Here is an 11,864-nt window from a genome sequence, read left to right as displayed (position 1 = left end):
AACTCACCTTCCACTTATTCGAATTTTTTCTCCAACTTTATGAGTTGAAGGGTCATCAATTATGATAATTCCATCTGATATTCCTTCACCTGATATTTCTACACTGAAATCAGATTCAAGTCCTGTATCTACTGGTAACTCTTTAATTATATATTCATTTGGTTTTTCACTACTTTTTTCTGCAACATATATACTTTTCGTATCTCCACTTTCAACTATGCTATTAGATGCAACTGTATAAATATCAGATTTTTCATTTGTAATAATATTTATTCTTGCGCTCATTCCTACCTTCATATTCTCATTTGTATTATCTACTTTAATTTTTGCCTCAAAATCTGCATCTGAGCTTGCTCCTTGAGACTGACTTTGTGAATTTTCAGATTGTACTTGAGGTGCAGATCCCCCTCCTTTTTTAGCCGCTGGACTAACACTTTCTACTTCTCCTGCAAAAGTTTCATCTCCTGTTGCATCTGTTTTTATCTCTGATCTCTGTCCAACTTTAACATTGGCTATATCGACTTCCTTAATTGGTACAGTTATCTCTATATTATCTAAATTTTCGATCTGAAATAAAACTCCATTTCCTGGATTTCCAACAACAGCATTTACATTTGTAATTATCCCATCACTTGTCGCCTTAATAGTGCAATCATCTAGCTGCTGTTTTTGCTTCTCAATCGCAATTCTCTGGCTTTTATTATTATAGTTTGTTTGTGCTGTTTCATAGTCACTTTTAGCTTTATTAATAGCTTGGTCAACTTTAACCTTAGCATTTTCAAGAGCTGTTTTTGCTTTCTCATAATCTGATTTAGCAGTGTCATAATCTATCTTAATCTTATTTAAGTCGCTCTCAGAAATTGCTTGAGCGTTAAATAAGGCTTTATTCTTCTCATATATTTTCTCTTTATCATCAAGAGTAATTTGTGCTAAACTTAGTGTTTCTTCTGCATTTTTAATATCTGCATTTGAGTTGTTATTATATAAATTCAATTCATCATTATATTCCTTTTGAGCTGAATCAAGCTGTGTTTTAGCATTAGCTTCAGTTGCATCTGCTGTAGCTGTAGCCTGTTCAATATCTTTTTCTAACCCATTTGAATCTAGTACCGCTAGAACATCTCCTACTTTAACCTTATCTCCCTCTTTTACTTTCACCTCTTGGACTGGATTGTTTAAGGTACTGTATATATTAGTCGATTCTTTACTTTTTATTTCTCCCAAAACATTAACACTATTTACAATCTTCCCCTTAGAAAGAACTGTACACTTTACTTGCGGAGCTGACTTAGGCATAATAAACTTTCCTATTATAATAGCTCCAACTATTATAAATATTGTACATATTAATATTATTTTTTTGCTTGGCTTCTTTTTTAGTTTCATCCCCTTAAGACTTATGCCCTTAGGTTTTAACTTTTTCATATCTAATTTCGGCATTTTTAAAACTTCCCCCTATTCTTAACAGCCTTTTTATCCATGTAATAGTAATTAACTAACATTATTATATATGTTACTCTTTAAGTCCCACTAAAACTTACACTGTTGTTATAAACGTCCACTATATCGAATTTATGTAACTTTATTAACCTAATATTCATCAGTATATCATTAATACTTTAATATAACCCTTAACAAAACATTAATTTTTCCTTAAACAAAAGCTAATACAAATCCATTACTGTCATATCACTTATATAATAACCTAAGTTTAATTGTTCTTATATTGATAAACCTTACATTTACCTTTCAATTCTGTAACAATAATATAGCTAAAGATACATTATGAATAATTCCACTTAACATAAAAGGCTGCTTTGAATAAAATGGATCCTATAGAATGGACAGTTAGAAAAAAGGCTTATAAAGCTAAATTTCTTACTGACTCTATTTTACAGGGTCTTTTTTTGTTACAATTAATTTCAGTATAATTGGAGGGATGTTTATGGGCGTCAATCATTTTACAGAAGAACAACAAGAAGAATTGCGAAATAATCCATATATCGAAAAAGTTAGTAATAAATCAATAGCTTATACAACTGAATTTAAAGAACTGTTTGCAAAAGAATACCGTGCCGGAAAAATACCATCTCAAATATTGACTGAATGTGGAATTAATCATAAGTTCTTAGGTAAAAAACGTAAGGATGCTCTTGTTGCAATGGTGAAGAGATGTGAATTTCGCTCAGATGGCTTTGAAGATATAAGAAAATGTAACTTAGGTCGTCCAGTTGCAAAGGATTTAACTGATGCTGAACGAATTGCCAGACTCGAACATCAAATTAAATATTTAAAACAAGAAAATGAATTTTTAAAAAAAATCGAATTTCTAGACAAACAAGCCGAATGGAAGAACAAACAGAATCAACGCCAGAAGAAAAATTCAAACTCATCCAAGAAATGACTCAGCGTGATAATAATGAATTAAATATAAGTTGGCTATGTAAAATGGCTCGCGTGTCGCGAAGCGGATACTATAACTGGCTTCATTCATTTGGGCAACGATGTAATAAGGAAGAACAGGATAGAGCTGATTTTACACTAATATTAGAAGCCTATAAGTATCGTGGATATGATAAGGGTAGACGTGGAATATATATGCGGCTGCTACATATGGGCGTGCGAATGAATCAGAAAAAGATTAGCCGTCTAATGAAGAAATACAATCTCTTTTGTCCAATTAGGAAGGCCAATCCGTACCGTAGAATGGCGAAAGCTCTTAAGACAGATGCCATATCTGATAACCTTGTAAAACGTGAATTTGTAGAACATGGTGCAGGGAAAATACTTCTTACAGATATCACATATTTATTTTATAACCATGGCTGTAAAGCTTATCTTTCTGTCATTAAAGATGCGTATACAAAACAGGTTCTGTCATATGTAGTAAGCGAGTCTCTTGAAGTTGATTTTGTGTTAGAAACTATTAATAACTTAATTGATAAACATGGAGACAGCCTTCAAATGGATGCTATTCTTCATTCAGATCAAGGCTGTCATTATACCAGCATTTCTTTCCGTCAGTTGCTGAAAGACAAAGAGCTGAGGCAGTCTATGTCACGAAGGGGAAATTGCTGGGATAACGCACCGCAGGAATCTTTCTTTGGGCATATGAAAGATGAAATACATCTAGACAGATGCAGTACTTACGATGAACTTTGCAATGAAATTGATAATTATATGGACTATTATAATAATGAACGTTATCAGTGGAAACTAGCGAAGCTGGCACCAAATCAATATGCAGAATATATAATAACTGGAAAGCATCCGCTCAACGATGAACAGACAGGTCTTCCATGAACTGGGTATGGTAACGTTGGCTATACATAGCCCGGTATTCATCCTTAATCAGTGATTCAGAACTACACTCTGGATTGATCATGTCATAGAAATACATTTCATATGCGAGGTCATGGAAATCGGTTTTTAAAATCCATTTCAGCACATAAAACAGATAGTCAAGTTCTTCTGTAATTATCACAGCTTCCATCATTTGTACATAAAACCATATCCACTTCACTTCATTAAGCTGTTCGCAATAACGAATAACATAAGAGGGAATATCATCACTTAACATAGATTCCTTGAAAGTATTTAAGTTTTCTATAAATTTTCTATTTATCATAATAATACAAGATACAGTTAGCTATTAAGATGAACCAACATCAAATCCAAAGGATTCAATGTTGGCTCATCTTTTCTGCATCTCCTCCTTACGGATAAAATACATGATTTAGATTTAAAATCTAATGCCTTTTTTTATAAATGTCCTTGACAATGGGACCACTTTAGAAATAATTATTCCAAAGCAGCCTTTTATATTTGTTAACAATAAAAACTCTATTTAATTTGAAAAAACTCATCTTTAATATTCCCATTTAGCGTCGGCGATAATTCATTTAATTTCCTTAATATACTAGTCTTACTCTCACCACCTGCTAAAGTTGGAATATAATCATTTTTATCATTTCTTGAAGAAATCATTGCTGGAATTACTTTATATTCAAGACCAGATAATTTATCATCTTCAATATTAACTTTAATTTGAAGTATAAAAGTTCTTTTATCTGATGGATTAGAATTTCCTCCAAAACAAAAGTTTCCCATGGAATATGCTATAAATCTCCCCTTATAATTTTCCATACTTTCAATTACATGTGGATGAGAACCAATAACCGCATTAGCTCCATTATCTATAGAAAATCTAGCTAAACTTTTTTGAACATCATCTGGTTCATATTTTCTCTCTACTCCCCAATGAAAGTATGGAATAACAACTTCTGCTCCCTGCTTTCTTAACTCACTAATATCGCTTATTATTTTAGATTTTAAATTATTAGAATATTCCCAACCTGTATACCCTAAAAATCCAAATTTTATTCCTTGAATATCCTTTAAGATTTTATATCCTTCACCACATATATCAATATTCTTTTCTTTTAAAGTATTAATCGTATCATTTATCCCTTGCTTTCCATAATCATAAATATGATTATTTGCTATCGTAACACCTTCTATTGATCCGTTAGTAAGAATATTAACATATTCCTTAGGTCCTTTAAAATTATAAAATACTTCTCCATCTTTATGTGCTTTATCTTTGGAATCTGTAAATGTAGTTTCTAAATTCACTAATGTATAGTCATCTTTACTAAATATGCTCGATACATTTTGCATGAAATAAGAGTAATTCTTTCCACTACCTATAAACGCTGCTGTTAGACTACCATCATAAGGAAATTTAGTATCAGTCCCTAAAGTGAAGTCCCCTGCGAAAGAAATAACAATCGTTTTCTTTATTGGTTCTTTGAGTTGATTAGTTTTATACTTGTCATCATCAATTGACTTATCAGTTTCTCCATTTACTTTATCGTTGGCTGTATTTTTTTTATCGCTTAATCCTTCTCTATACTTTAAATAAATTAATGAACTAGTTAAGACTAATATAGTTACCAATATAAAAGTTATATATTTTAAATAATTATTTTTCTTCTTATCTCTTATGTATGTTTCTCCATGGCTGATCCTAGAGTTTTTATCATTCATATATAGACCCCTAACTTTTTAGTTTTGAGTTATCTTTATATAAATACTAACATATTATACATTTTGACTCTATATTTTATATATATTAATCACAGATTTAAGTTCTTCTGCTATTTTCATTTGTTCCCTTATGGCATTAACAATAACTTGCACTTGGTTAGTTACTCCATTCACATTCTTTTGTATATCCTGTGACTTGTTAGCTGCTTCCATTGAATTTACACTAACTACATTAATTCCCCTTGTTATCTCCATTATGATCTTTTGAATTGTTACACTTGTATTTTTGACTTCTTCTGCCATCTTAGTAATCAATTCAGAATCACTTTCATAACTTGTCGCAGTCTGAATCAGTAAATCATAATCACTATAAACATCATTCTCTAAAAAAGTCAGTAAGTCCTTGCTATAATTACTCAGATTATTGAATGCTTCTTGGACTTCATTAATAACATCTTTTATTTCGTTAACAGTTTCTTTGCTTTGCTCTGCAAGTTTCATTATCTCGTCAGCAACCACAGCAAAGCCTTTCCCTTGATTTCCAGCTCTTGCGGCCTCTATAGATGCATTAAGTGCTAATAGGTTTGTTTGCTCTGATACGCTCGCTATTACATCTGCCATTATCTTTATATCTCTAACTACCTTTCCTTGATCAATCGCATTTGTAATAGTATAAATCTTTTCTTCGCAGATTTCCCTTGCTTTCTGAGCCGCTCTTTCTCCTTTTTCTTTAACTTTAACAGCCTTGCATCTTATTACTTCTGCTGACTTACTATCTTTTATAGCTATTTGATTTAATCCTGAAACCACTGTTTTTATATCAAATGTTGATTTATTAACATTTTGAGAAATCTCACTTAATTGTTCAACTTCACTCGATATTGATTTAGTAGATGAATTAACTTCCACTATTCTTTGATTTATATTACTTACTATTTTATCTAGTTTTTCACTTGATTCTGTTAATAACCTTGAATATGAATGTATATCTCCAACCATATCTCTGTTTACATTAATAGCCCCATTTAAGCTTTCTATAACATCTCCAATTTCTCTATCATAATTCCCTTCAATCTTAGCAGTTAAATCTCCTTCTTTTAACGAATGTGAAAGTTTACTTAAATCCTTTAGGGGCTTAAGTATTCCTCTCATTATTCCTATGGATAGAATTATAGTTACTACAACGCCAATGATAGATATTATACCTGCTATATTCGTAAATTTATTTATTGAGTTTTGCATTTCTACAATCGATGCCCTCATATTTTGTTTAGTTACAGTTTGTACCGCTGCATTATTTATTATATTTTGTGTTACTCCTAGTTCATTTATAATATTTTTCATTTGATATAAGCATATAGTTGCAATAGAAAACATAAAACTTAAAACTATAACATAACTTAACAATACCTTACTCTTAAGACTATGCATATTACGTCTCTTTAATAATATACCTTTTTCCTCCATCGTAACCTCTCCTTTACTAAAGTAATTTTAACTAAAACCAATATCTTATGTCTTGTAAATTACTATTGCATTGAGTTAAACGTTAACAAAGATATCAATTATTGTTTGTTTCTAATCTACAATAATATTACCAGTAATTATGTAAATAAGAATAAAAGAATTCCCCCTAATTGCAAACAATAACTGTTTGTTAAGGAATTCCTTTATCTGAAATATATTTCTAATACTTAATAAAAATCAAGAAGTGTTAGTAAGGTTTCACCTAGCATCAATTACCTTCAATCATATGAACATATTCTAAATTTAAATTTCATATTTTGTTACTTAAATGATTCTCTTTTTACTAGCTTAGTATCTATAATATAGTGATTTATCGATGTATAATCATTTTCTAAAAAATCTATTAAAATTTTTGTAGCATGATACCCTAATTCTTCAGAATTAATATCAACTGATGATAATGGTGGTATTTGGAGCTCCGCTAATGGACTATTATTAAATCCTACCACATCTATATTTTTAATTTTTCTCTCATTAAGTACCTTAAGTATCCCAAATGCTAATACATCATCTTCTGCTATAATTGCTGTAGGAGTAATGTTTTCTAGCAATTTAATTGTTCCGTTTATTCCTTCTTGTTCATTAAAATCATCCATAATTACGAAATTTTTATCCTGTATTGAAATGCCATTAATTTCGCATGCAACTTTGAATCCTTTAAATCTATCTTTTGTAACATTCCATTCTTTCTTTGCCCCTAGAAAAGAAATGCATTTATGTCCCTTTTTTACAAGCTCATTTACTAAATTGTAAGTCGCCTGAAAATTGTCATTGTCAACCCACAGTAAATTTTCTGATTCTTCTGGCCTTCCTATTACTACGAATGGAAATTGTGTTTCTTTAAGATATTTAATACTTCTATCATCAGTTCTTGCACGTAATAAGCATATTCCATCAACTAAGTTACTTGTTATGAAATTATTTATATATTCTAATTCAGCTTTTTCATCCTCGCTAAATGCATATGTAATATAATACCTTTTATTTTGAGCATATTTGCTCATTCCCTTCATAGCTTGAATAAAAAACGTGTTAGTTATCAAATCTTGAGCTTCATTAGGTAAAACCACACCTAATATTCTACTTTTCCTATTTGCAAGACTCCTAGCTATTGCATTTGGCTTGTATTTCAATCTTTTTATCGCATCTCTAACTCTTTCCTTAGTCTCTTCACTTATCTGCGAACTATCTGATATAACTCTCGATACAGTTGATGGAGATACATTCGCTTCTTTTGCTACTTCCTTTATTGTAACTTTCATAACTTACTCCTATTCTCAATAATAAATCACTCATAAAGTTTATTAACATAAAAACATCTAAGTCACATTCTAATATACTATCTTTTTAGGAATAATCACTTAATGACAGTAAAAACTTATCTATGTCATGCTTTATAACTATTTTCCTCTAATAATTTTAATATTAACATACTTAAAATGATGTTACAATTACCATATATATGGTTTTATTAAACAACAATCAAATAATCTCTCTTTCTATTACTATGAAGTATAAACTGAGGCACACCTCTAATTAGCAAATAGATATGTAGCTAATCTCCACCATAATTAATGAGTATATATTATTGCAGAGATTATTTTTCATATAAATTATCACTATCCTTTACTTTTACTATAGTACCTGCTAATTATCACACCTTCCATAAGTTCTAGTAATCTGATGAATTTTTTCTGCCAACTGATCTGTCAATACACCTTTTTTTACTCTCCAGCGCCAATTCTTCCCCAATGTTGAAGGTAAATTAATTCTAGCTTCATTGCCTAGATTCAAGAAATCTTGCATTTGTGCTATAGAAATATTCGCAATACTACTCCAAGCTCCCCTAATAAATCCCCAGTTATACCCCTCTTCTTTATTTAGACCTAAATACTCTATCGCTCTTTGAACTTCCCCTTTAGGTGCTGTTGTTTCAATCCATCCTCTTACAGTATCATTATCATGGGTACCAGTATAAACTATAAAATTCTTTTCGTAATTATGAGGTAAAAAAGGATTTGAGCTATCTGTATCAAACCCAAATGTCAATATTTTCATTCCTGGGAACCCAGTATCATTTCTAAGCTTTATTGTTTCTTCAGTTAGTGTACCTAGATCTTCTGCAATTATATTAACATCGCCAAGCTCATCTTTAATTGCATTGAAAACTTTTATTCCAGGGCCTTTAACCCATTCACCATTTTCTGCTGTTAGATCTCCATAAGGAATTGACCAATATGATTCAAATCCTTTAAAATGATCTATTCTAAGTACATCATATAAGTTCAAACTTTGTCTTATACGATCAACCCACCATTTATAATTCGTTTTCTCCATATAGCTCCAATCATAGATTGGATTTCCCCATAGCTGTCCTGTATCAGCAAATATATCCGGAGGACACCCAGCAATTTTTAATGGTTTCAGTGTTTTTTTATTAAGTAAGAATGCTTCGGGATTTCCCCATACATCAGCACTGTCCTCTGCTACATATATAGGCATGTCTCCTATTATTTCAATTCCCAAATTATTAACATAGGCTTTTAGATTTCTCCATTGTTTATGGAACTCATACTGCAAAAACTTCCAAAGCCCTATTTCATCTTCTAATAAGCTTTTATACCTATCTATTGCTTCTGTTTCTCTTAACCTAATGTCCTCATCCCATTCGTGCCAGCTCTTTAAATCAAAATGTTTTTTTACTGACATATATAATGCATAATCATCAAGCCAATAGGATTCAGCCTCTTGAAATTTAATTAAATCTTCATCTTGATTTAATTTAAATTTTTCATATGCTATTCTTAATACTCTTAATTTTTCTTTAAAAATCAAACCATAATCTATATCCTCTGAATTTTCTCCAAAGTTCACTGAATAATAATCACTTGCATCTAAAAGTCCATCCTGTCTTAAAATATCAAAATCTATAAAATATGGATTCCCAGCAAATGCCGAGAAAGATTGATATGGTGAATCTCCAAAACTTGTAGGCCCAACCGGTAATATCTGCCAATATTTCTGACCAGCCTTTTTTAGAAAATCTCCAAACTTATATGCTTCTTTACCAAATGTCCCTATTCCATACTTTCCTGGCAGAGAAGCAATGTGCATTATTATACCACTACTTCTATTCATATCTTCCTCCTAATTTCCACCTTTTGTTTAAAATTTATTTTTATAACCAATCTCTATTCTTCTTATGCCTTAAGCAACCGCTTGCATGAGAAATCATATTAAATTGAACTAATAAAATATAGTAGCTAAAGACTAAAAGGTTATCTCAAAAGCATTTTAATTTTTTAGGTTTCCTAATTAAAATTTAAATTATATTGTCTTACTTTCAGTAAATACTTTAACTAGCAAAAGTTGAACTTTGATTAAAAAACCTTACCTAAGATACCTCTATACCTTTAAGTTATTCTCAACTCTTTATTAATAACTATTTTATAGATCCTTGAACAATACCTGCAATAATATGCTTTTGAACAAAGAAATAGAATATGATTATTGGAATTATTGCTAAAATTAACGCTGCCATTGCTAATTCCCATTGCTTTGAGAATGCTCCGAAGAAATTGTTCATGGCTAATGGTATAGTATTTATTCTTCCATTTATAGTTAAAAACGGAAGTAAGAAGTCATTCCATATCCATATACTATTTAAAACTGCGACTGTAACAGTAATTGGCTTCAATAATGGTAATATAATTTTCACATATGTTTGCCATTTGCTGCATCCATCTATGGTTGCGGCTTCTTCAACTTCTTTTGGAACTCCTTTAATAAAGCCATGATATAAAAATATGCTCATACTAACGCCAAACCCTATGTACATGAATATGAGTCCATAGTGTGTTCCTAGCATTTGAAATGGTCCGAATTGAATTTTTGCCATCCATTTTACAAGTGGTATCATTACTGCTTGAAATGGAACGATCATCCCTGAAGTAAATATATAAAATATTATCTTACTCTTTCTTGACTGATCCCTTACTAACATCCATGAAGCCATTGATGAAAAAAGAATTATTAGTACCACACTTCCTATAGTTATTATCATAGAATTTGTAAATGAACTTATTACACTCATTTTTTTCATAGCATCTAAATAATTCTGAAAATTCCATGTGTCAGGAAGACCAGTTGTGTTTGAAAAGATCTCTCTTCTTGTCTTAAATGAATTTATAAGCATCAAGTAAAATGGTGTCATATATGCTATCAATAGTAACCATGAAAATACTTCTAATAGTTTTAATCTACCAGTATAACTATCTAGTGTCTTCAGCTTTTTATTTGCTTTAACTTTTTCTATATTATTAACAACTTTACTTGGCTCCATTATACCTCTACCTCCTTTTTCTTATTAAAGTAAACTTGAGTTAAAGAAATAGTAGTTACTAGTACAAAGAATATAATAGCTTTTGCTTGTCCTATTCCCATATTGTTCACAATAAAAGCTTCATTGTAAATATTTAATGCTAACATTTCAGTAGTTTTCATTGGTGTAAGTGAAAAATTTAAATCAAATAACTTAAATGAATTTGCTAAAGTTAAGAATAAGCAAATTGTGACTGCTTGTCTAACCATAGGTATTGTTATATTTTTAAATGTATGCCACCCATTAGCTCCATCAATATGCGCTGCTTCTATTAAGTCAGTTGGAACATTTTCAAGGGCTGCCACATAAATAACCATTATATATCCAGCATATTGCCATGTCGAAACTATCAACATTGCTAGCATTGCCGTAGTTGGAGCTTGTAAAAGTGATGTTGAAAGTGTTGCACTTCCCAATGCTTTACCAACTCCTGTAAATACTGAATTAAACATAAATTGCCATATAAAACCTAAAATTAATCCTCCTATTAAGTTTGGCATAAAGAATCCGGTTCTTAAGAAACTACTAGTTTTTAATTTTCTAGTTACTATATATGCTAGTCCAAACCCTATTATATTTATAGTTATTACACTCGCAATTGTATATAATACTGTTATCTTTAGAGAATATATAAATTGTACATCTTTAAAGATTCCTGTATAATTTTTTATTCCAACAAAATCATAATGAGGATTAGCACCATTCCAATTTGTAAATGTATAATATATACCTATTATAAACGGAATTATTACAACCATTGTCATAGCAAATAATGCTGGTCCGACAAAAATCCAAAAATCTTTAATATCTCGTGATTTCTTGCTCATACACTTACTCCTTTCCTAATAATATTTAGCGCTATCTTATAATTTAAAATATTTATACAAAATTCATGAGGAGGTATTAA

General features: G+C 30.5%; 10 protein-coding genes. 2 read left to right on the top strand and 8 right to left on the bottom strand.

What is annotated here, in order from left to right; translation table 11 throughout:
• Positions 1–3: 3 nt before the first annotated feature.
• Positions 4–1,440 (bottom strand): HlyD family secretion protein, encoded by a 1,437-nt coding sequence (locus tag KEC93_RS01330; protein ID WP_077868895.1) that lies wholly within the window; start codon positions 1,438–1,440, stop codon positions 4–6.
• Between the two features lie 505 nt (positions 1,441–1,945).
• On the opposite strand from KEC93_RS01330, the gene KEC93_RS01325 reads away from it, so the two are divergent.
• Positions 1,946–2,404, top strand: a complete 459-nt coding sequence (locus KEC93_RS01325) for an HTH domain-containing protein (RefSeq protein ID WP_077870063.1) — start codon at positions 1,946–1,948, stop codon at positions 2,402–2,404.
• Positions 2,401–3,303, top strand: a complete 903-nt coding sequence (locus KEC93_RS01320; RefSeq protein ID WP_211969883.1) for an IS3 family transposase — start codon at positions 2,401–2,403, stop codon at positions 3,301–3,303. Before KEC93_RS01325 ends, KEC93_RS01320 begins: the two co-directional genes overlap by 4 nt.
• Here the strand turns inward: KEC93_RS01320 and KEC93_RS01315 are convergent.
• From KEC93_RS01315 to KEC93_RS01285, 7 genes are all read right to left on the bottom strand, one after another.
• Entirely contained in the window at positions 3,275–3,628 is a 354-nt protein-coding gene (locus tag KEC93_RS01315) for a hypothetical protein (RefSeq protein ID WP_241395523.1), read from the bottom strand. The genes KEC93_RS01320 and KEC93_RS01315 overlap by 29 nt on opposite strands.
• Positions 3,629–3,843: 215 nt before the next feature.
• Entirely contained in the window at positions 3,844–5,049 is a 1,206-nt protein-coding gene (locus tag KEC93_RS01310) for a CapA family protein (protein WP_077869242.1), read from the bottom strand.
• A 69-nt stretch (positions 5,050–5,118) separates the two neighbouring features.
• Entirely contained in the window at positions 5,119–6,516 is a 1,398-nt protein-coding gene (locus tag KEC93_RS01305) for a methyl-accepting chemotaxis protein (protein ID WP_077869243.1), read from the bottom strand.
• 320 nt (positions 6,517–6,836) lie between these two features.
• On the bottom strand, positions 6,837–7,838 hold the full coding sequence (locus tag KEC93_RS01300) for a LacI family DNA-binding transcriptional regulator (RefSeq protein ID WP_077869244.1): 1,002 nt from the start codon (positions 7,836–7,838) through the stop codon (positions 6,837–6,839).
• 385 nt (positions 7,839–8,223) lie between these two features.
• On the bottom strand, positions 8,224–9,714 hold the full coding sequence (malQ, locus tag KEC93_RS01295) for a 4-alpha-glucanotransferase (protein ID WP_077869245.1): 1,491 nt from the start codon (positions 9,712–9,714) through the stop codon (positions 8,224–8,226).
• Between the two features lie 304 nt (positions 9,715–10,018).
• Positions 10,019–10,918, bottom strand: a complete 900-nt coding sequence (locus KEC93_RS01290) for a carbohydrate ABC transporter permease (RefSeq protein WP_077869246.1) — start codon at positions 10,916–10,918, stop codon at positions 10,019–10,021.
• Positions 10,918–11,784 carry a carbohydrate ABC transporter permease gene (locus tag KEC93_RS01285; RefSeq protein WP_017209786.1) on the bottom strand — a complete coding sequence of 289 codons (867 nt, stop codon included), beginning with the start codon at positions 11,782–11,784 and terminating at the stop codon, positions 10,918–10,920. The genes KEC93_RS01290 and KEC93_RS01285 overlap by 1 nt, the downstream gene beginning before the upstream one ends.
• Positions 11,785–11,864 lie beyond the last annotated feature (80 nt).

This window comes from Clostridium beijerinckii (assembly GCF_018223745.1).
Taxonomy (GTDB): Bacteria; Bacillota; Clostridia; order Clostridiales; family Clostridiaceae; genus Clostridium; species Clostridium beijerinckii.
This window is presented reverse-complemented; position numbering and strand designations above follow the sequence as displayed.

What these genes read in the sequence shown, in the direction of transcription:
- KEC93_RS01330 (WP_077868895.1), bottom strand. Translation starts at nt 1,440, where the DNA reads ATGCCGAAATTAGATATGAAAAAGTTAAAACCTAAGGGCATAAGTCTT.
- KEC93_RS01325 (WP_077870063.1), top strand. Translation starts at nt 1,946, where the DNA reads ATGGGCGTCAATCATTTTACAGAAGAACAACAAGAAGAATTGCGAAAT.
- KEC93_RS01320 (WP_211969883.1), top strand. Translation starts at nt 2,401, where the DNA reads ATGACTCAGCGTGATAATAATGAATTAAATATAAGTTGGCTATGTAAA.
- KEC93_RS01315 (WP_241395523.1), bottom strand. Translation starts at nt 3,628, where the DNA reads ATGATAAATAGAAAATTTATAGAAAACTTAAATACTTTCAAGGAATCT.
- KEC93_RS01310 (WP_077869242.1), bottom strand. Translation starts at nt 5,049, where the DNA reads ATGAATGATAAAAACTCTAGGATCAGCCATGGAGAAACATACATAAGA.
- KEC93_RS01305 (WP_077869243.1), bottom strand. Translation starts at nt 6,516, where the DNA reads ATGGAGGAAAAAGGTATATTATTAAAGAGACGTAATATGCATAGTCTT.
- KEC93_RS01300 (WP_077869244.1), bottom strand. Translation starts at nt 7,838, where the DNA reads ATGAAAGTTACAATAAAGGAAGTAGCAAAAGAAGCGAATGTATCTCCA.
- malQ (WP_077869245.1), bottom strand. Translation starts at nt 9,714, where the DNA reads ATGAATAGAAGTAGTGGTATAATAATGCACATTGCTTCTCTGCCAGGA.
- KEC93_RS01290 (WP_077869246.1), bottom strand. Translation starts at nt 10,918, where the DNA reads ATGGAGCCAAGTAAAGTTGTTAATAATATAGAAAAAGTTAAAGCAAAT.
- KEC93_RS01285 (WP_017209786.1), bottom strand. Translation starts at nt 11,784, where the DNA reads ATGAGCAAGAAATCACGAGATATTAAAGATTTTTGGATTTTTGTCGGA.